The 18,798-nt window shown below is 47.1% G+C and carries 17 protein-coding genes and 1 pseudogene; 9 read left to right on the top strand and 9 right to left on the bottom strand.

Going from position 1 to position 18,798, the window contains the following annotated elements; all coding sequences use genetic code 11:
* The first annotated feature begins 179 nt into the window (after nucleotides 1-179).
* Nucleotides 180-1,265, top strand: coding sequence for a hypothetical protein (locus J5W02_RS06245; protein ID WP_219964816.1), 1,086 nt, complete (start codon nucleotides 180-182; stop codon nucleotides 1,263-1,265).
* Between the two features lie 270 nt (nucleotides 1,266-1,535).
* Nucleotides 1,536-1,738: pseudogene (locus J5W02_RS06240) on the top strand (ParB N-terminal domain-containing protein); the annotation flags it as partial.
* Nucleotides 1,739-1,800: 62 nt separating this feature from the next.
* Here the strand turns inward: J5W02_RS06240 and J5W02_RS06235 are convergent.
* The 6 genes from J5W02_RS06235 to J5W02_RS06210 form a co-directional block, all read right to left on the bottom strand.
* A complete protein-coding gene (locus J5W02_RS06235) occupies nucleotides 1,801-3,048 on the bottom strand; it encodes an NAD(P)-dependent oxidoreductase (protein ID WP_219964815.1) in 1,248 nt (415 codons plus the stop codon).
* Between the two features lie 434 nt (nucleotides 3,049-3,482).
* Complete coding sequence (locus J5W02_RS06230) at nucleotides 3,483-5,138, bottom strand: ABC transporter permease (protein WP_219964814.1); 1,656 nt, start codon at nucleotides 5,136-5,138, stop codon at nucleotides 3,483-3,485.
* Nucleotides 5,125-6,213 (bottom strand): ABC transporter ATP-binding protein, encoded by a 1,089-nt coding sequence (locus J5W02_RS06225; protein ID WP_219964813.1) that lies wholly within the window; start codon nucleotides 6,211-6,213, stop codon nucleotides 5,125-5,127. Before J5W02_RS06225 ends, J5W02_RS06230 begins: the two co-directional genes overlap by 14 nt.
* Before the next feature lie 33 nt (nucleotides 6,214-6,246).
* The gene (locus J5W02_RS06220; protein WP_219964812.1) at nucleotides 6,247-7,320 is read right to left on the bottom strand and encodes an ABC transporter substrate-binding protein; all 1,074 of its coding nucleotides are present in this window, start codon (nucleotides 7,318-7,320) and stop codon (nucleotides 6,247-6,249) included.
* Nucleotides 7,321-7,447: 127 nt separating this feature from the next.
* Nucleotides 7,448-8,224 carry a response regulator transcription factor gene (locus J5W02_RS06215; RefSeq protein WP_219964811.1) on the bottom strand — a complete coding sequence of 259 codons (777 nt, stop codon included), beginning with the start codon at nucleotides 8,222-8,224 and terminating at the stop codon, nucleotides 7,448-7,450.
* On the bottom strand, nucleotides 8,217-9,920 hold the full coding sequence (locus J5W02_RS06210) for a sensor histidine kinase (protein WP_255575603.1): 1,704 nt from the start codon (nucleotides 9,918-9,920) through the stop codon (nucleotides 8,217-8,219). The genes J5W02_RS06215 and J5W02_RS06210 overlap by 8 nt, the downstream gene beginning before the upstream one ends.
* A gap of 352 nt (nucleotides 9,921-10,272) precedes the next feature.
* Between J5W02_RS06210 and J5W02_RS06205 the strand changes: the two genes are divergently transcribed.
* Both J5W02_RS06205 and J5W02_RS06200 read left to right on the top strand, forming a co-directional pair.
* The gene (locus J5W02_RS06205; protein WP_219964809.1) at nucleotides 10,273-10,572 is read left to right on the top strand and encodes a GIY-YIG nuclease family protein; all 300 of its coding nucleotides are present in this window, start codon (nucleotides 10,273-10,275) and stop codon (nucleotides 10,570-10,572) included.
* Entirely contained in the window at nucleotides 10,556-10,870 is a 315-nt protein-coding gene (locus J5W02_RS06200) for an acylphosphatase (protein ID WP_219964808.1), read from the top strand. Before J5W02_RS06205 ends, J5W02_RS06200 begins: the two co-directional genes overlap by 17 nt.
* Before the next feature lie 105 nt (nucleotides 10,871-10,975).
* On the opposite strand, the gene J5W02_RS06195 is transcribed toward J5W02_RS06200, so the two are convergent.
* The 3 genes from J5W02_RS06195 to J5W02_RS06185 form a co-directional block, all read right to left on the bottom strand.
* Nucleotides 10,976-11,731, bottom strand: a complete 756-nt coding sequence (locus tag J5W02_RS06195; protein ID WP_219964807.1) for an SDR family NAD(P)-dependent oxidoreductase — start codon at nucleotides 11,729-11,731, stop codon at nucleotides 10,976-10,978.
* 77 nt (nucleotides 11,732-11,808) lie between these two features.
* Nucleotides 11,809-13,155, bottom strand: a complete 1,347-nt coding sequence (locus tag J5W02_RS06190; protein WP_219964806.1) for an APC family permease — start codon at nucleotides 13,153-13,155, stop codon at nucleotides 11,809-11,811.
* 222 nt (nucleotides 13,156-13,377) lie between these two features.
* Nucleotides 13,378-14,886 carry a PucR family transcriptional regulator gene (locus J5W02_RS06185; protein ID WP_219964805.1) on the bottom strand — a complete coding sequence of 503 codons (1,509 nt, stop codon included), beginning with the start codon at nucleotides 14,884-14,886 and terminating at the stop codon, nucleotides 13,378-13,380.
* A 197-nt stretch (nucleotides 14,887-15,083) separates the two neighbouring features.
* On the opposite strand from J5W02_RS06185, the gene J5W02_RS06180 reads away from it, so the two are divergent.
* Genes J5W02_RS06180 through J5W02_RS06160 form a run of 5 tightly spaced genes read left to right on the top strand, consistent with a single transcriptional unit; the run spans nucleotide 15,084 to nucleotide 18,744 of the window.
* A complete protein-coding gene (locus J5W02_RS06180) occupies nucleotides 15,084-15,434 on the top strand; it encodes a cupin domain-containing protein (protein WP_219964804.1) in 351 nt (116 codons plus the stop codon).
* Nucleotides 15,435-15,464: 30 nt separating this feature from the next.
* Nucleotides 15,465-15,839, top strand: coding sequence for a cupin domain-containing protein (locus J5W02_RS06175; RefSeq protein ID WP_219964803.1), 375 nt, complete (start codon nucleotides 15,465-15,467; stop codon nucleotides 15,837-15,839).
* Nucleotides 15,832-16,587: an HpcH/HpaI aldolase family protein gene (locus tag J5W02_RS06170; protein ID WP_219964802.1), complete on the top strand. Its 756-nt coding sequence runs from the start codon at nucleotides 15,832-15,834 to the stop codon at nucleotides 16,585-16,587. Before J5W02_RS06175 ends, J5W02_RS06170 begins: the two co-directional genes overlap by 8 nt.
* Before the next feature lie 26 nt (nucleotides 16,588-16,613).
* Nucleotides 16,614-17,507: a DUF6282 family protein gene (locus J5W02_RS06165; RefSeq protein ID WP_219964801.1), complete on the top strand. Its 894-nt coding sequence runs from the start codon at nucleotides 16,614-16,616 to the stop codon at nucleotides 17,505-17,507.
* A gap of 28 nt (nucleotides 17,508-17,535) precedes the next feature.
* Nucleotides 17,536-18,744: an MFS transporter gene (locus J5W02_RS06160; protein WP_219964800.1), complete on the top strand. Its 1,209-nt coding sequence runs from the start codon at nucleotides 17,536-17,538 to the stop codon at nucleotides 18,742-18,744.
* Nucleotides 18,745-18,798 lie beyond the last annotated feature (54 nt).

Genomic DNA, 18,798 nt, shown 5'->3' with positions numbered 1-18,798 from the left:
ACATACAATGGGTTGCAGACCTCCGCAACCAAAATTTTATGAAAACAGGCTAAATTCGTTAAGAATTTAGCCTGTTTTTCTGTATATTTGCGCTAGAATATTGTTGCAATTTGGAATATAATGTTAAAAGAGTGAATTATCATACCCTGAATATTAAAAATTGTTTTGGAGGGAATGCAATGTTGGGAGAACAAGCAAGATTATATTCTCTATTCGAACAAGAAATTAGAAATCGAGATTTATTAAACCCAAATCTAAAATCGAATAAGAAAAGTTTACAGGGTGTGTATCTTTATAAAATCAAGGATTATTTTCTTCCATTTATCGAAAATAAATTTATCAAACCAACATATCAAAATAAAATAGACATATTTTGGAATACTATATTTAATAGACAACATATTATTGACGCAGCCGTTTATTATGTTAAAAATAATAGACCAAAGGGGGCAGACCTAGATAGTACTGAAAGGTCTGAAAGTTCAATAGATGATTTTTTCATTGCATTCAATCAATTTTATGAAATAGTGTTGGCTAAAGAATACAAAAATCCAACACTTAGGGAAATCATACCTTTTTCAAAGGCGTTGAAAAACGATGTTGTTGAACAGATTGAGAAAGATGAATATACTTTAATAGGAAAAAAATCATATCCAGCTATTCAAACTCAACAATATGATTTTTTTGTGAAATTTTTAAGCGCTAAATCTGGATTTTCTTATAAGGATAATCAAGTCGCAATAATACTTAAATTATTGCTTTTATATGGCATTACCCTTGATAAAATGGCAGGCATTCTGCAAAGCAACTTTAATTGGGAGAGACGGATATTAAAAATAGAAAATAAGAAAAACACAGATGTAAATACACAAAGCATAATGCTAGAAGTGCCGTTTTCATTAGCCAAAGAAATAAAAGATTTATTGAGTCGTGATAATCAAAATGCACCTTTGCTTCCGTTTGTAAAAAATGGGACTTTACCGACGAGTTCTTTTTCTTATTTATTGAACAAGATAAAAAATAAATATGAAAAAGAAAATTCAGTTGATGAAATAATACTAAATAGATTTACTGCGTATGGAATGCAAAAATATGCGATTCGCAAAATGTTAGAGGTATCAATTACGACTCCAACTATTGTTATGATAACGGGTCACTCTAAGGAATTTGTCGAAAGTTGTCGTCCGAAACAAATGAGAAAATCTTTAAATCATTACGTTAATTATAAATTACGATCGATTGATACATATGATGATTTTCTATAATAAAAATAGTGTGGGTATTGATATTTAACATTCTCAATGCCCATACTATTTTTACCACAAATCCGCCATTTTATTTACTGCATCTCGTTTTAAATCCATCGACGAGTGGCAATACAAATTTAGCGCGGTTGTCTCCTGTGTAAACAAATCCCCCTGTAAACTTTAATTAGTTTGCAGGGGGATTTGTTTACCATTTTTTATGTGGCATTTTTACGATTAACGCGAACCAATTCGCCGAAAAGACGAAGTTGGGATCATCTAGGATACCTTCCCGAAGGAAGATATGAACTGATTGCCGGCCACCGCAGCAAGCGCGGCTGTGAGCTGGCGGCAGGGAAACCGTGCCGGTAATCGTCCGGGAACTGGACGACGATGCGGCAACGATCATCATAGTCGATTACAATTTGCAACGGGAGAATATTCTTCCCAGCGAGCGAGCACTTGCCGATAAAATGAAGTTGGAAGCGATGAAACGGCATCCTAATTTAAAATTGATGCAGCCCCTGCCGAACTTTCTTCACAAGGGTTGCAGACATCATTCAGCGTTTAGCATTTCCGTCACGTATCTGTCCATCTCGTCCGCAACCATTTTGGAAACCCGGACCGCTTCCACTACCGTTTTTGCGCCCGTCACGACGTCCCCGGAGGCGAATACGCCGGGTCTGGTCGTATTCCCAATCGGGCCGGTCATCACAAGCCCGTTCCTGCCGATTTCGATGCCCTTTGTGGTTGAAACGATGTTATCCCGCGGTCCTTGACTGATTGCAATAACGACGGAGTCCGCCCGGAACAGCTGTGGCGGCCCGCTCAAAGGTGCAAATGCTGCCTTGCCGCCGGCGTCTTCATGTCGCTGTGTTTCGAGGTAGAGCACGCCGTCGTCCGTGATTTCCACTGGCACTTTACGTACTTCGAACCGCACGCCGTCGAGCTTCGCCATCTTTAGCTCATGCTTTTCCGCGGTGATGCTTTCTATGTCGCCACGGTACAGGATCGTGACATTCCGCACGCCACTGCGGACAGCGGTCCTCGCCACGTCCATCGCGACGTTCCCCGCCCCGATCACGCATAGGTTTTCCCCCAATGAATAGACTTCCGGATTTTTCAGGTAGTCGATGCCGTAATGAACGTGCCCAAGGCTTTCCCCTTTGATGCCGAGGCTTCTGGGCTTCCAGACGCCCGTGCCGATGAAGACAGCTTTGTAGCCATCTCGGAACAGGTCATCAATTGTGATGACTGGGCCGATTAGAATATTAGGGCGGATCTTGACGCCCATTTCTATGAGCTTCGCCTCCAGTTTCACCAGCAGCGCCTTCGGAAGCCGGAATTCCGGGATACCGTACATCAGTACGCCCCCTATGCGGTCGTGCGCCTCAAAAATGGTAATGTCGTAGCCACGCGATGCTAAAAGAATCGCTATGGTGATTCCGGCGGGGCCCGAGCCGATAATCGCGACTTTTTTTCCGAATTCCTTCTGCACAACGGGTGTTATTAGGTTAAGGTAGTAATCTGAAATATAGTGCTCAATCTCACCGATGCTGACCGGTCGCTGCTTCACACCTAGCACACAGGCACCTTCGCACTGTTTTTCGTGTGGGCAGACCAGCGAGCAGACCAGTGAAAGCGGGTTGTTCTGGAACAGCATTTCGCCTGCCTGTACAAGCTGATTCTCCAGAAACAGACGGATCATTTCCCTGACGGAAGTATTTACCGGGCAGCCCCGGCTGCATCTGGGGCTGCCGCATTGTAGGCATCTTTCGGCTTCCTGAATTAAATCTTTTCCCAAGTATATTCCCTCCTTACTTAATGTCCTGATTATATTCTGATTTCCAAGGATTTGTCAACTTTAACTATTTTTTAACAAAATCATTGTTAATTTTTTATCTTTAATGATGACAATTTGGAGAATTAGACAGAAATTATCCTACATATATGACGTTTTTAGGCAATAAAGTAAGAGGGCAAAAAATGCCCTCATTTTTCTGAAGGATGAAATATGTCACAAAATATCCATCTCGATTACTTCTATCCCAATGAGGCCGACTGTTACAGGTACGCCATATCGAGGAGATGGTGTAAAAGTATCTTCTAATCTCGCCCGAGTAGCGGAGATTTTCGCTCTCCAAACAGCAAGACGATTGGAGACCTGCCAAAGCAGACAAAAAATCCGAACTTCTCTCCTTTCGAAAAGAGGTTCGGATTTTTATAATGGAATGCTCGTTACAGGCTGAAATCCCTTCTGCCGTTCACCTTATTAAATACCAGCAAAGAAATAACCGTGAGCAGTGTCAGAATGGAGGAAAGCGCCGCCGCAACTCCGTAATTGCCGCGTACAACTTCTGTGTAGACCGCGACGGTCAAAGTTTTTGTTTTGCCCGTGTACAGAATGATGGCGGTGGACAGCTCACTTATCATGGTAACCCAGCTCAGAATTGCGCCCGAGACGATTCCTGCTGCCATCATCGGAACAGTAACGCGGAAAAAGACCTTCATTTTGGACGCTCCCAGTGAAACGGCCGCTTCTTCTATGCTGACGGGAATTTGTTGCAGAATTGCTACCGATGAACGGATGGTATACGGCAGCCTTCGGATGATTAGGGCAACCACCATAATCAGCATTGTTCCGCTTAGCATCAACGGCTTCTGGTTAAAGCCTGTCAGCAGTGCAATGCCAAGAACGGTTCCGGGTACGATATACGGAATCATGGATAGAATATCAACCGTACTGGTAAGGGCGTTTCTGCGCCGTACAACCAGATAGGCGATCAGTACGGCAAGCAGGACAATTGCATTCAGGGAAAGGAAAGGGATGACGATAGTATTCTGAATGCTTTTTCCCATTTTGGAGAATGCAGATTCATAGCTGCTCAGAGAATACCCGCGGACAAAAATTTTGCCGGAAGTTTTCTTAAAGGAGGTATAGGTGACGTATACCTGCGGCAGGATGGCGACGGCCACCACCAGATAGGAAAACAGATACACCAGCAGCTTCTTGCCTGCTCTCGGTTCCTGTTCTTCAATGGGGTGCAGGGCATTCAATGCAAAAGCATTTCTATTGGAAATATACTTCTGAATCAGGAAGACAACGGTGGTTATGACAATGGCGATAATTGCGATTGCAGCAGCAAAGCCGTCGTTGCCGCCTACTTCGTTGATGAATTCAGTGTACAGGACAACAGGAAACGTACGGTATCCCTCGCCAATCAGCATCGGCGTACCGAAGTCGGCAAACGACCGCATGAACACCAGCAGGCCGGCTGCGAGCAGGGTAGGCATGATGAGGGGAACCACTACTTTAAAGAAGCATTTGACCCCGGAGCAGCTCAGATTGTTTGCCGCTTCAATCAGGGAATTGTCAATGTTCTTCAAAGCGCCTCTTGCGTACAGAAACACCAGCGGAAAAAGCTGCAGAGACATAACCAGTACGATTCCCCCAAAGCCGTAGATGTCCGGCAGGACAATTCCAATCTTGCGGAAGAACACGGTGACCACACCGCTGCGTCCCAAAAGCAGAATCCAGGAGTACGCGCCAATGAACGGAGCGGACATGGACGCGACCACAATCAGGATGTTCAGCACGGACTTTCCTCTGATCTTAAAAACGGAGAAAAGGTAGGCGAGCGGGGTGCCAATGGCAATGGAAAGAACGGTTGCAGCCAGCGAGACTTTGAAGCTGTTCAGCAGAGTATCAAAATAATAGCTCTTTGAAAAGAATTTTACAAAGTTCGCCATTGTGAACTGTCCGGTCTGTGCATCATAAACGGACTGCTGCATCAGATGCGCCATGGGGTAGATCAGAAACAGCAGATAAACCGCAATGGTACACAGCGTGACGGTTCCCCAGATGTCCAGGCGAAACTTACTATTGTCTTTCATAAGCTTCGCTCCTTACAAGGTTGCGGCTGCCTTCTTTATCAAACACATTGATTTTGTGTTTCTTCATCTGAAGCAGCACATTCTGTCCGGGTTTCAGCTCATCTTCCAGAGAAGACTCCTCAACAATCTCCACCGTGAGGCCGCTCTCGGTCTCAACAGCGTAATGCGTGTTCAGACCAAGATAGGTATATTCCTTGACAATGCCATGGATTCCCTCGTCGCCCTGCTTGCTGATGACGAATTCCTCCGGGCGGACGGAGCACTGCACTTCCTGATTTTCCAACTGATCGAGATAATCCAGTTTCACCCGGTAGCCGCTGGAGAAGATCAGGGTGCCCTGCTCTATTTTTGCCGGCAGGATATTGGTACGGCCGATAAAGGTGGCAACAAACACGTTCTTTGGCCTCTGGTAGATGTCTTTCGGCGCGCCGACATGCTGGATTACGCCGTCCTTCATAACCGCAATGGTATCACTGATGGCCATAGCCTCTTCCTGATCGTGCGTGACATATACGGTGGTAATTCCAACGTTTTTCTGCGTGTGACGGATAACGCTCCGCATCTCCAGACGCAGCTTTGCGTCCAGATTGGAAAGCGGCTCATCCATCAGCAGAACGTCCGGTGAAATTACTAGGGCGCGCGCAAGCGCGATACGCTGCTGCTGCCCGCCGGAAAGCTGGTTCGGCATTCGTGTGGCATACTGCGAAATCTGCATCAGCTGCAGGTATTTGTCCGTCAGCTCCTGTATTTTTTCTTTTTCCATTTTGCGGTTTTTCAGCCCGAAGGCGACGTTATCGCGTACCGTCATGTGGGGGAAAATGGCATAGTTCTGAAAGACCATGCCGATATTCCGTCTGCTCGGATCAATATCGTTGATACGCGTGTCGTTAAAGTAGATGTCACCGCCCTCGATGGAATTGAAGCCGGCAATCATGCGCAGCAGGGTCGTTTTTCCGCAGCCGGAGGGTCCCAGCAGCGTAAATAGCTCCCCGTCTTTTATTTCAATATTCAAATCCGGTATAACCGTATTGTTCCCGTATTTTTTTACGGCGTTTTGGATCAGGATCTTACTCATTTCATACCCCCGCAGTTCTAATCGATCGTTGCTTTATTTACTCTGAAGACTGGTGTAGATATCCGTGTATTTACTTACAAGGTCCTTCTTATGAGAACTGACATAGGGAATATCTTCCTCAATGACCTTAATATCCGACATCGGAGTCATAAAGTCGCTGGTCTTTGCATCCTTCATTACCGGACGGTTGGTCAGCGTGCTGCCCCAGATATTCTGCACTTCTTCACTGATAATGAAATCAATAAAGAGCTTCGCGTTATCCATGTTCTTTGCGCCCTTAATGATAGTAGCGGATGCCGGAAGATAAACCGTGCCTTCTTTGGGATAGATCACCTTGACGGGAGCGCCATCGTGTACGAGCTGCGCACAGGGATCTTCGTAGGAAAGGCCGACCACATTTTCGCCGTCTGCAACGCTCTTGTAAACAGCAGAGGAACTTTCACAGATTTTTCCGCCAATATTGGAGAACAGGTCTTTTACATATTTCCATGCGGCGTCGTTTTCATAGCCGCCCATTGCCTTCAGCATGTTTGTAAGCTGTGCAAAAGCGGAAGAAGAGTTGGCCGGATCGGCTGTGGCAATTTTGCCCTTGAGCTTCGGATTGAGCAGGTCGGCATAGCCTTCCACCTTGATATCACCGATCAGGTCGGTGTTGACAATCAGGCAGCTGCCGTCCAGAACGTTCCCGGTAATGAACCCGCAGGTGTTTTTGTAAGCGTCCAGCACACCGGCATCGTTCTTGGAAACATACGGTTCCCACAGATCTTTATTGTCATACGCCAATGACCAGGAACCGCCGAACATTACGTCCGCGTACGGGTCTTCTTTTTCGGACTGGATACGCTTGATGAGTTCGCCGGTACCTGCCTGAATGACTTCGACGTCCACGCCGTACTTTTCTTCAAAGAGCGGGATGGTGGCGTTCATCAGTCCCTCAGAGTTTGGGGAATAGATGACCAGTTTTCCTCCGCCCTGTTTCGCGGAAGCCGCAGACTCAGAAGCGGCGCTGCTGGCTGCGTCTGTCTTGGAAGCGGCGGGTGCGGAAGAACAACCTGCTGCGGAAGCGGCAAGCACAACGGAAAGAATCAGTGCGATTAACTTTTTCATTTCATTTCCTCCTCTAGTTTAGGTTTCTATTTGTATTCCTATTTTAAAAAATAATGCATAAAATTAATACCTAAATTACCGAACAAAATAGGAAAAATACCGAACAACTTTCATCCGGTATCTTTTTTCAACGAATTTTCAATTTGTATTCCTTAGGGGAGCACCCCACATATTTTTTAAAAACATGGCTGAAATATTTGTAATCCCCTATGCCGCACGCCCCTCCGATTTCAGAAATTGGAAGCCGGTTCTCCTGCAGGAGAGAAAGCGCTTTTTGAATACGGTACCGGTTCAGGTACTCAATCACCGTGGTGCCCAGCGCCTTTTGAAACCTTTGGTTGATGTATCGGTCGGAATAAAACAGCTTTTCCGACAATTCAGAGAGTGTGATTTTTTGAGTATAGTTCTGCCCAATAAAATCCAAAATCTGCGCCACTACGGGATCCTCCGGATTTTCCAGCTTGTTGTCGCTGAATAGAGTAATATCTTTCAGTTCGGAGACACTCTTATTTTGTTTGCGCAAAATGCGAATGTTTTTGCATTCCAGAACGGCACGATCCAGAGCTTCCATCATTTCTTCGTGATTCAGCGGCTTCAGAATATAATCGGAAACACCGTTCCGAATCGCCTCTTTCGCGTATTCAAAGTCGGAATAACCGGTTAAAAGGATTGCCACATAATCGTATTGGTATTTCGTTTCGGCAATCATTTGCAGCCCGTCCATAACGGGCATATTGATATCGGTAATTACGATATCCGGGTTGAGTGCTTGAATAAGCTGCTTCCCATCCACACCGTTACGGGCTTCACCCACCACGGTGCAGCCGTGATCCTCCCACGGCAACGCATAACGGATGCCCTTCCGGATAATATCCTCGTCCTCCACCAATATCACGCTAAACATCTTTTCTCCCCCTGCGCAGAAGCTTTGCCGTAACGGTAAAGCCTGTTCCTTCTTCACTGTTGATAAACAGGCCGCACTCATCTCCATATTCCAGAATGATTCGGCGGGAAAGATTCTGCAGGCCGTTGTGCTCGGTCTTGATTCCTTCGGAAACAATCATACTCTGCAGGCGTTCCAATACCTCCTGCGAAACCCCCGGACCGTCGTCCTCCACACGCAGGAATAGATAATCGCCCTCGCACCAGCCTCTGATTTGAACGGAAAGTTCCATCTGTTTCTGAAAACCGTACTTGATGCTGTTTTCAATCAGCGGCTGCAAAAGAAGTTTCGGAATCATACACCGGCTGCAGTCCGGCTCTATTTCCATTCGGCACCGGAAACGCTCCCCAAACCTTGTTTCCTGTATATACAGATAATCCTCTATGTAACCAATATCCTCCGAAAGAAGGACGTCCTGTTTTGTATTATTAATGCTGTAGCGAAGAATATTGGTGAATTTCTCCAGTAAATACGAAGCTTTTTCCGCATCTCCAAGGATCAGGTACTTGATGTTGTCCAATGTATTGTAAATGAAATGCGGATTAATCTGCGTTTGCAGGTTTCGCATTTCAATCATGCTGTTCAGCTTAATCAGATCAGTATTGCGTGTGTTGAGCTCGTTGATGCTTTTCAGCATTTTATTGATCTGCGCCGCGATCTCCTCAATTTCGTCTCCGGTGTCAATTTGGATGATGTGCTCGTTGTCTCCGTGGCGAATGATGCGAATTTCTCCCACCAGCGCTTCTACGGATTGAGCGGTCTTTTCCGCCATCATCTGGGACAGCTTTCGGAACATGACCAGCCAAATCCCACCCAACAGAACAATCGTCATCACGCCGATGATGATATAGAGAGAGTTTCCCGGCGAATACACGAAGGAATACAGCACCGCTTTTTTATCCGTCAGAACCCGTGCGCCGGTCCGATACCGGTTATCCTGTACCGTTACAAAATGCTGGGACGGATCCGCCCTGTATTTGTTGGTATTGCGTTCGGAAAGAAATGCGTTTTTGGAGCAGCAGATGATGTCCCCGTTTAGGTTTGTGATGATACAGTCATACTGATATCCTGAAAAGAGGTTGCCCCAGTCGTTTCCATTCAGATAGGCCGTAACAAACCCGGCCAGCACCCCGTGCAGGTAAACGGGTTTTGCAAAAACACACTCGGAGCTGTCTCCGGAAAAATAATAGACGGTAGTGTAAATGGATGAATTGCCCTTTAAGGCATTGTCCGCCACAATTTTATTAAATTCCGTTCTGTGCAGGTTCATCTCATCTTCCCCAAAGCTGGTATATACAATCTGCTTTTCCCGGTTCATCAGAATCATACGAACGCGCACCGGGCTGTCCACATTGTGCTTACTGAGGGAGTACTGAACTTCCTGGCTGTCGGAATCACCGGTCATACAGCGAAGGAAGAGGCTTTCGTTTCCCTCATCCTCCAGATAAGTGGTGACATCTTCATAAACTTCATCAAACGTGCGGTTCAGAAAATTCAGATGTTCCTCCACATTGAAATTCTGATTAAGGTAATTCAGCCCGAAAATCGGGATACAGAACAGCAGGCAGCCGACAATAACCAGAAAGATGATCTTCTGCAGCGCCTGCTTTTCTAATTGTTTTTTAAAGGAACTGTTTGCCGTTTCTCTTACCCGCAAATTGATCTCATCTCCACCGTGCCTGTATCTAATTCCATATATAAGTAAAAAATAATATAAATTTGTATTCATTAAAGCATATTTTGTGCTGATTAACAAGAGCAAATTCTGTTGGTAAGTAGGCTCAAGTAATGAAAGAGCTTGTTGGAAAATTCAAATTAAGAAACCAAGCCAGTATTTGCGGAAATCTGGGCATTCAATAAGAACACAGCCGGATTTTTAATGGATTTCCCTGAGCTATAGGATTATAATAGCAACGTGGATAATGAAAACAACATCGGTGAGTAAGGCCGGGTCAGTTTCAGTTATCTTTTGATACAGGATTTCGATACGGAAAAAGGGTAGGATGATTATGAAATCCACTTCACACTATGCATATCTGCTGCGCTGTGCGGACGGCACAATCTACAGCGGATACACAACCGACCCACGCCGCAGAACCGCGGCACACAACCGTGGCCGGGGCGCAAAATATACCCGCTCGCGCCTGCCGGTTGAGCTGGTTTATTTGGAGAAGTTTGCAACAAAAGGGGAGGCTCTGAAACGGGAGGCTGCTTTCAAAAAACTGCGGCATGTTGAAAAGACAGTCCTGATCGAGCAGGGAAACAGCAATTCCCAGGAGCTTTCAATATTTGATGGATTGGTTGTTTAGAGCAATAGAGTTTCAGAGAGGTCTGTATGAAAAGAAGAGTGCAATACTTTTTACCGGGTGCGTGCAAGGCGTCGGTTTCCGCTTCAGAGTCTGTCAGGCGGCGCAGCGGCTGGGGCTTACCGGATGGGTACGCAACGAATTGGACGGCAGCGTCATTGCGGAGGTTCAGGGGGAACAGCATGACGTCAGCGCCATGCCGAAAATGCTGCAGAGAGGTTTTTATATTACTATCGATCATATAGACTCCAGAGAGCTTACGGTTGATCCCGATGAAAAGTCGTTCCGAATACTCCACTGAAAGCGTTTTCCAAAGTGTGGAGTCTTTTAGAATCGAGTAAAAAGACGGCGGGCACGGTTTTTACCGTGCCCGCTGTCTGTCTATTCAGCCGTATTTACGGTTTCTTTACCACGCGGAGTAGCCGCCGTCGACCAGCAGCTGTGTTCCCGTGACTCCGCTTGCGGCGTCGGAAGCAAGGAAGAGGATTCCCTGCGCGATTTCTTCCGGCTCCATCATGCGGTGCATGGGAATGTTCTCTTTCCACACGGGAAGATAATTCACCAGCTTGCTGAGCGCGTCTGTACCGGTATAACCCGGTGCCACGGCATTGATGCGTACATTGTACTGTGCCCATTCGGTGGCCAGAAGTTTGCACATGTGGGTAATGGCGGCTTTGGAGGTGCCGTACGCCACATGGGTCTCCGGGCGAAGCGCCTTCATCGCGGCAATAGAGGAAATACAGACAATGCTGCCCTTGCCCGTCTCTATCATTTGCTTTGCGAATTCTCTGGCACAGAAAAAGGTTCCGTTCAGGTTAATCCCCATTACGCGCATCCAGCCGTCGTCCGGATAGTCAATTGCAGGGCAGGTCAGCCCGATGCCCGCGGCGGCAACCAGAACATCCACATTGCCGTGCTGTTCTTTAATTGCCAGAGCGCCGTTCCTCACGGATTCGGAATTGGATACGTCCATCATCTGGTAGGACACCTCAATGCCTTTTTCTTTAAAAGACGAAACAATTTGTTCTCCGTCCGGTTTGATGTCCGCAATAATCACATGTGCACCCTGCTGAAAAAACAGCTTGCAGATTTTTTCGCCGATTCCGCCGGAACCGCCTGTAACAACTACATTTTTTCCGTCAAACCTTAAAAGCTTTTCCATAAAAAATCTCCATCTTCTTTGCGTATATATTTTTATCAGGCTGTATAAAAGAGTTTTGTCTAAAGGGGATTGCTTTTTTAGACAATATCCTGACTGTTCACTTCACGCAGATTCACCTTGCCGGATTTATAGCGGTAAAATGCATAGGCACAGCCAAGAGCAAGCAGGGCGACGCTTACGGTGACAATGACGGTCGTCAGGTTCCCCGCGGCGGTTACGATCAGGAACATCTGAGCAAGGAAGGAAATTCCGGTTAGTGTATAAAACACAGGATTGGGAACGTGATAGCGAGAGGTCTTCCACAGCTCGGGATATTTCGTGGGCATACGCAAAATTGCGACCAGCATGATAATCTTGATAAGATATTGAATCAACAAAGTATCATTAATCAGAGTATTGAGCGGCATATCAAAAAGGATGGGAATCACGGCAAATCCGTAAAGAATGAAATAGATCCGGTAAGGGACGTCAAACTGGTTCAGTTTCCCCAGTGATTTTGGGAACCATCCGTCCTGACAGCCGAGCTGCATAGGTTTCGCTGCGGAAGCGTACAGCGAGTTCATCGTCGTGGCAATGGCGCCCACCGCTCCAAAGAGGATGAAAATAAAGAACAGGGACTGAGGCATAATTCTATTTGCGACCAGAGTCAGCGGCTTCCCCGCTACCTGTGCAACAGGCAGTACGTTGCCGGCGACCAGCGCCATGCCGGTGTAGATGACAAGAATAATGCCGGTAGTGATGATAATCGCGCGGGGCATATCCCGCCTCGCGTCTTTTGCGTTCGCGCCGTAGTTCATCACCGTCTGATGCATGGTGGTTGAAAACACCAGTAAAATCATGGCGCTGTTAAAGCCGCTCCATCCCTTGGGAAAATAGTCAGCGGAAGAAAAATTAAATGTTCCGGCATTTAAATGGCCGGCTCCTGTACCGATAAACAGCAGCAGACCCCCAATCAGCAGAACGGTCATGACATTCTGCACTTTGCTCATGGATTTAATTCCGAACAGATTGATGAGCAGAAATATGGTCGGTGTCACAATTCCTATCAGTTTAGGACTGAGGAAGGGCCACAAAGAGTTGACGTACATTCCCATTGCAATACCCGAAGTGGCAAAAGGAAGCTGCAAAAAAATCAGGTTAACAACCAGAATTCCTCCCGGAATATCTCCGAGCAGCAGCCGTACCAGACTGTAGTTACCTCCCCGTAAGCGAATGACACTGCTGAGAAAAATAAAGGGAAGGTTCAGCAGCAGCCCAAACAGGACCGCGGCGGCAAACGCCAGCCAAACCGACCGGCCGGTAAGAGAAATTGCCGGACCTATTACAGTGAGAAGACCTGCGCTGATAACGGTGCCCGTGGCCAGTGCCGTTAGTTCTTTAAGACCCAGAGTTTGGTCTTTTTGCTGTGCTTGATTTTCAGACATAGTTAGCTTCCTTTCTTTTCGTAATCTTTTCAATCAGATCCCCGTAATCGTATGGGTATCATTATACTATACGGCCCGGCTGCTCCGCACCCTAGATTGTGTGGGAATTCCCCGGGAGTTTTTATACAGTTTGTCATGAGAATGAATGGAATATGTCCGAAAAATAAGAATGCCATGCCTTGGTTGGCATGGCATTGTTCTAGTTTCAGATGCAATATCCCGTCAGTGTTTATGCTCCAGTATCCACATCATTTGAAAAGACGCGTACAGGTAATTGCGTGTTTTGACATCGTTCAGGTCAATTTTTAGTAATTCCTGCAGCTTTTCAATTCGGTACATCAAAGAGGCCCGATGAATGGACAGGGAATCTGCCGTGGAGGACATGTTTCCGTTATGTTTCAGGAAGACCTGAAGCGTTTTCGAAAAGTCGGTGCGGTGCGACCGGTCATATTCCAGAAGCCGGGGAACAGCCGGATGACAATACTGGTTCAGGTCAGAATACTCGGAGAGCATTTGCCACAGATGGAACACCGCGTAATCACTGTAATAAAACAGCCGCTTTTTCTCCCCGAGCAGCAGCCCCAGTTCTACCGCTTTCAGCGCGCGGGCATAGCATTCCCTGAATTTGTCGGCGGTGGTTGCCTGCTCGCTGATTCCGATATAAAGGTCATGTTCCGAAACGAATTTATCCAGCTTGTCCGCATCATCGCGGTAATCGCTGTTTAATATCACGACTACATTCTCGCCGTACTCCGCAACCGCGCGGCCGGGCATCAGCTTCATAGTCCAGGAGAGAAGCGCGGCCAGAGATTCCCTGCGGGATTTGTGCTTTACAATCATGATCCGGTAGCCCGCGTCCAGATGCAGGCAGGCGATTTCGGTGTGAAAGTCAAAGCGGCGGCCGTCTTTTCCGCCTTCCAGCAGATACTGTATTTTTTTGTTTCTTTCGAGCGCTTCTTCGTTTTCGTGGGAATAGTTGTTTTTAAAATAATAGGTCAGCAGCTCACAGATGGCGGCGACCATTCTTTTATCTGATTTTGTAACGGGCTTCTCCGTATCCATGACTGAAAAATAGCCTACCTGAAAATTATCGATTTCAATTTTACCGGTGATGGTCGTGTAGTCGCTTATCATTTTTCTCAGAATGACGGGCGAGGGCGAGTTGTAGAGCTTTTTCTGCATCGCCTGATATTGGTTTGATTCCACCGTACTCTCGCTGAAAAAGCCATATTTTCCGTGCTCGTCCCAAAGAATGCTTTTTCCGTCGTGCAGATGGGAACGCGCAATCAATTTTGTGTCTTTACCTGACACAATGACCGTATTGCCCAGAATTTCAGAGCACAGGTCCACAAACTGCTGGGGGCTTTGTCCGCCGATAATGGCTTCCTTCAGCCGGGTGTAGTTCACCATAAAGTGAAGATCCTCGTCCAGCAAATCCTGTATTTTATTGAAGGCTTCCGGTTCGTTCCATGACTGCGGTAGCAGGATGATGTTGCAGTCCGGAAATTTCAGCGCTTCCGTGTCGCACGGAACGTCTGAAATACAGGCAAGGTTGATTTTCTCAGGCGCAGGAGTGCTCAGCAGGGAGGACAGCCGGAGGATATGCAATTGCTGTGGGCCGGGCGTTTCGGGAGGAATATCCGACAGCTGGACCGAAAGAATGTCGGCGGGAAAACTTCCTGTTGAAAGATATTTTGCCTTCAGAGTCTTTGCGATACGGTGCATTTGCATGGAGCATCCTCCTTTCCTGTTTTTACAGTATAATACATCATTGACAAATCTTCAACAATGCAAAGGAATTAGAAATTTTATAAAATGTGTTGAAACGGACAGGAATCAATTCCTACAAATTTTCAGATGAAATCCCGCAGGCTAACTGTCATACTGATATTGCAATTTATAAAAAACCGATGAAGGGGAGCAGTATCATGGAAAATATCTATAAGAAAATGTCTCAGGAAGAATGGAAGGACGTCGTTGTCAACGACAGAAGAGTCGGTGTAAAGATCAAAAACTTTGTAGCCGAGAAAGCAAACCTCAGATTACAGGAAATTGAGTACACCGGCAGAGACTCCAAGGCCCATAAGCATATTCATGAGCAGATTGTTATTACGATCCGCGGCACAATGGATATGACTATTGAAGACACAGTCTATCATCTGGAAGCGGGCGATTTTATCGCGATTCCTCCGAACGCTGTTCACAGCACTAAGGTCACCGACCCCAACGGAGTAAACAATCTTCTGATTTTCATTCCGAAGCAGGACGAACTGTATTAATCAGTAAAACAGATACGGAGGTAACAGATCATGGCAGGTAAATTTGCTGACAGATCAAAGGTAAAGTGGACCCAAATTAAACCCGGTGCGGACCGTATTGCGGTTCACGGGGAAAAATGCTCGGCTGTTTTAAACAGGATTGTGTTTGGTTTTCCCGATTATTACCATAAACATATGAATGAGCAGATCAGCTATATCGTGAGCGGAAGCTGTGATTTCACCGTAGGAGACGAGACCTTTCACGCACATCAGGGCGATTTTGTTGTGATTCCGTCCGATACGATTCACAACGCAACCGTTACCGACCCTGAGGGCTGTACGATGCTGGATATTTTCTCACCGGTAAGAGCGGAATTCCCGGAAAGCAATCTGAACCCTGACGCAGACGGTGAGAAAAATGTCTGAGGGACTGAAGTCTAAAATAAAAAGCGGGCAGCCGGTAACCGGCTGCTTCGTGAATTTCAACGCTCCGATTGTAGCCGAAATGCTGAAAGGTGCGGGGTTTGATTTTATGCTTCTGGATCAGGAGCACGGCTGCTTCAGCCAGTCCGATATGGAAAATATGGTGCGTGCGGCTGATACGGTCGGCTTGGACACTGTCGTGAGAGTCGACTACGACCCGTCATCCATTCAGAAAGCGCTGGACATGGGCGCGGCCGGAGTCCAGATTCCCATGGTACGGACGAAAGAAGACATTGAGCAGGCCGTGTCCCGCGCAAAGTACCCGCCGAACGGGAGTCGGGGCGTTGATTTTTACAGCAGGGCCTACCGCTTGCAGGACACGAAGAACGCGGCGGATTATCTGGAAAAGCAGAACGGGGGCACCCTTGTGATTGTGCAGATTGAAACGGCGGAAGCAACACAGAATTTTGAGCAAATTGTGTCCGTTCCGGGTGTGGACGTTGCTTTTCTGGGCGCTTTGGATCTGTCCGTCAGTATGGGTTACCCGGAGGGGGCCAAAAATCCACATATGCAGGCGGTGCTCGACGATATTTGCCTAAGAGCGGAGAAAATGAAGCTTCCTACAGGAATGGTTTTCCTGAACCCAGTAATGTTCAAAAACGCTTCCGGCAAGGGCGCAAAGTTCCTGATTACTACCGTGATGCGCGCGCTCAGCGCAGGCTTTGAACAGATTTTAGGAACCGCGAATTGATGATAAAACAGAAAGGTTTGATACATATGGCAGGCAGAGAAATTTTGCAGGGCGTAGTGGATATGCATGTTCATTCGGGTCCTTCCGTTGTGACAAGATCACTCGATACCGTCGAGATGCTGCAGCAGGCCGAAGAGGCCGGATACAAAGGCTTTGTTGTTAAAGACCATTATATCCCCACGGTCATGTCGGCGGCAATGATCGAAAAATACCACGCAAAAAAAGGCACGAGGGTCATCGGCAGTCTGGTGCTGAACAATTCCATCGGCGTTTTCAATGTTTCCATGATTGACGCTGCGTACAAAATGGGCGCGAAGGTCGTCTGGATGCCCACGGTTTCCGCAAAGCAGCACATTGACGAGCACGCAAAAAAATCATTTGTGGGCGCGAAGAAACTGGCTGTAACAGAAACTCCGGTCTATTATCTGAACGATGACGGAGAGCTGAAGGACGAAGTCCTTCCTGTTCTGGATTATATGGCTTCCCATCCCGACATGATTCTGGCGACCGGTCACGGCAGCGTGGCGGAAATCAACAAGCTTGTAGACAAAGCGGCGGAAATGAAGCTGGAAAAGGTAGTGATTACTCATCCGTTTTCTACGGTCGGTGCCAGTGTGGAGGATGTGGGAAGATGGGTCAGTAAGGGAGCCTATGTGGATGTCTGCGCGGTGGAGTTCGAGCAGATTCTGCCCACACTCAGCAGAGTTCCTTTTTCACTGATTACGGAGTACCTGAGCGTTGCACCGCAGGAGCGGCTGATCCTGAGCTCCGACGGCGGCGCCATGACAAGAAACGGCCCGGTTTCGCCGGTCGATATTCTTTACAGATTCCTTACGCTCCTTCATGAAAACAAGATTCTGACGGAGAACCAGATCGACCTGATGGCCAAAAAGACTCCGGCAGAACTGCTGGGAATTTAATCTTAACTTTATTGAGGAGTTGTGTAGAATGAAAGAGAAACAATCCGATTTGATTGTTCAAATCGCTGCGTTATCCATCGGTGTTCTGCTTTATACCACAAGTATCATTCAGGCCTCACTGGGCGCGATTGCCGTGGCGTTTCCCAATGTTCCGGTAGACAATATCAAGCTTCTTCAGACGATTACCCCTATCATCATGATGATTTCCTGCTTTGCGTGCGGAGTCATTACCCGCTTTGTGCGGGCAAAAGTTGTCCTTGTTTTTTCCATTATTCTGATGCTTGTGGGCGGACTGCTGCCCGCGTTCATCGGGGGTACGTTTGAATTTCTGCTCATCATGAAAGGCGTTTTCTCCGTTGGATACGGCTTGGCGTTCCCGTTTGCCAGCTCAATTTTGGTGGACTTGTTCCCGGAGGGACCGGTCCGCAACCGTATGGTCGGTTTCAAAACGGCTGTCGGCGGGCTTTCCAGCGTGGTCTTTGCCGCTTTGGGCGGGTATCTTGCCAATATCAATTACCGCTATGCTTATGCAGCGTTCATCATCGTGATTCCGGTACTCATACTGATTATCTTTAAGCTGCCGGATACGGAAAAAGCACAGTCAAAGGAAAAAGCGGCTTCCGGTCAGAAGGATAAGTTAACCTACAAAACAGTGGCGCTGGCGCTCTGGAACATCACCTTCAATGTGACGCTAAGTTCTTTCTTTGCCAGTGCGGCGCTGGTGGTTGTAAAAACCGGAGCCGGAGACTCCTCTCAGGCGGGACTGACAATTTCCGCTTATTCCGCCGTCTCCTTTTTAGTGGGATTGTTCTTCCCGGGCATCCGCAAGATCTTAAAGCAATATTCGCTTACGGCTGCAATAGCATGTGTGGCACTTTGCTTCTTTATCCTTTCGAATGCAACCACTTTCCCAATGTACATAGTCGGCAGTATGCTGTTCGGCTTTGGATTCGGTCTTTACAATCCCGAGCTGCTTCTCCTGGTTGCTCAGACGATTCAGAGACCGAAAGAGTCTGTCGCGACAAAATCCGTCGCTACGCTCGCTTTCTCTGTCGTTGTTATCTGCCAGTCTATCGGGCAGTCTTTTTCAACCAATGTCCTGAAGGTTTTCACCAAACTGTTCGGCTTTGAGGGACTGAAGGCCGGATGGCAGGTTTGCTGGATCTATCTGTTGGCTGCGGCGGTCATTATTGCCGTTGTCACCACCATGATTACCAGAAAAAAGGCTGACGCCTGAGCAGCTTTGGGTTGTTAAAAAGTTGTGCCCCTATTGTCCTTTCGGACAATAGGG

Origin of the sequence: Caproiciproducens faecalis, assembly GCF_019448085.1 — a bacterium.
Taxonomy (GTDB): Bacteria; Bacillota; Clostridia; order Oscillospirales; family Acutalibacteraceae; genus Caproiciproducens; species Caproiciproducens faecalis.
The sequence above is the reverse complement of the archived record's forward strand: the minus strand, read 5'-3'. Positions and strand labels throughout refer to the sequence as shown.

Coding starts and splice junctions, on each gene's coding strand:
- J5W02_RS06245 (WP_219964816.1), top strand. CDS start 180: ATGTTGGGAGAACAAGCAAGATTATATTCTCTATTCGAACAAGAAATT.
- J5W02_RS06230 (WP_219964814.1), bottom strand. CDS start 5,138: ATGAAAGACAATAGTAAGTTTCGCCTGGACATCTGGGGAACCGTCACG.
- J5W02_RS06225 (WP_219964813.1), bottom strand. CDS start 6,213: ATGAGTAAGATCCTGATCCAAAACGCCGTAAAAAAATACGGGAACAAT.
- J5W02_RS06220 (WP_219964812.1), bottom strand. CDS start 7,320: ATGAAAAAGTTAATCGCACTGATTCTTTCCGTTGTGCTTGCCGCTTCC.
- J5W02_RS06215 (WP_219964811.1), bottom strand. CDS start 8,224: ATGTTTAGCGTGATATTGGTGGAGGACGAGGATATTATCCGGAAGGGC.
- J5W02_RS06205 (WP_219964809.1), top strand. CDS start 10,273: ATGAAATCCACTTCACACTATGCATATCTGCTGCGCTGTGCGGACGGC.
- J5W02_RS06200 (WP_219964808.1), top strand. CDS start 10,556: ATGGATTGGTTGTTTAGAGCAATAGAGTTTCAGAGAGGTCTGTATGAA.
- J5W02_RS06195 (WP_219964807.1), bottom strand. CDS start 11,731: ATGGAAAAGCTTTTAAGGTTTGACGGAAAAAATGTAGTTGTTACAGGC.
- J5W02_RS06190 (WP_219964806.1), bottom strand. CDS start 13,155: ATGTCTGAAAATCAAGCACAGCAAAAAGACCAAACTCTGGGTCTTAAA.
- J5W02_RS06185 (WP_219964805.1), bottom strand. CDS start 14,886: ATGCAAATGCACCGTATCGCAAAGACTCTGAAGGCAAAATATCTTTCA.
- J5W02_RS06180 (WP_219964804.1), top strand. CDS start 15,084: ATGGAAAATATCTATAAGAAAATGTCTCAGGAAGAATGGAAGGACGTC.
- J5W02_RS06175 (WP_219964803.1), top strand. CDS start 15,465: ATGGCAGGTAAATTTGCTGACAGATCAAAGGTAAAGTGGACCCAAATT.
- J5W02_RS06170 (WP_219964802.1), top strand. CDS start 15,832: ATGTCTGAGGGACTGAAGTCTAAAATAAAAAGCGGGCAGCCGGTAACC.
- J5W02_RS06165 (WP_219964801.1), top strand. CDS start 16,614: ATGGCAGGCAGAGAAATTTTGCAGGGCGTAGTGGATATGCATGTTCAT.
- J5W02_RS06160 (WP_219964800.1), top strand. CDS start 17,536: ATGAAAGAGAAACAATCCGATTTGATTGTTCAAATCGCTGCGTTATCC.